The organism is Vibrio sp. 10N.222.55.C6 (assembly GCF_041473395.1).
Taxonomy (GTDB): Bacteria; Pseudomonadota; Gammaproteobacteria; order Enterobacterales; family Vibrionaceae; genus Vibrio; species Vibrio crassostreae_C.
The window spans coordinates 1-381 of sequence record NZ_JBFRSD010000068.1 but is presented as its reverse complement, the minus strand read 5'-3'; the positions used below and the strand labels follow the sequence as shown (position 1 = coordinate 381).

1 pseudogene is annotated in these 381 nt (G+C 44.6%); it reads left to right on the top strand.

The window, feature by feature from the left end:
• Positions 1–188: 188 nt before the first annotated feature.
• A pseudogene (locus AB4486_RS22535) lies at positions 189–381 on the top strand (sugar ABC transporter permease); the annotation flags it as partial.

The following is a 381-nucleotide window of genomic DNA, read 5'->3' as shown; positions in this document are numbered from 1 at the left end:
GGGCGGAAGTGGAAAGTATCTTAGGTGACTTCTTACAGTTAGCAATGATGGGGCAAATGAGTCCGGAGCAAGCCCTTAAGCAAGCTCATACTCGCATCAATCGTATTGTTAAATCGTAATCACTCATAATGAATGCCATCGGTATTGACCTGTGTCGTTGATGCCGATGGCTGCTTTTAGGCTTTTGTATGTTGTTTGAAAATCGTAAGCAGCTCACTGTTTTGTTGCTCCCTGCAATGCTTGTGCTTGGCTTACTCACGGTCTACCCAATTTTGTCGGTACTTTACAATGCGTTCTTCAGCTTAGACAGTGAACGTGCCGGCTATCAATTCATTGGCTTCGCGAACTTCAGCGAACTCTTCAATGACTTCTTCTTCATCG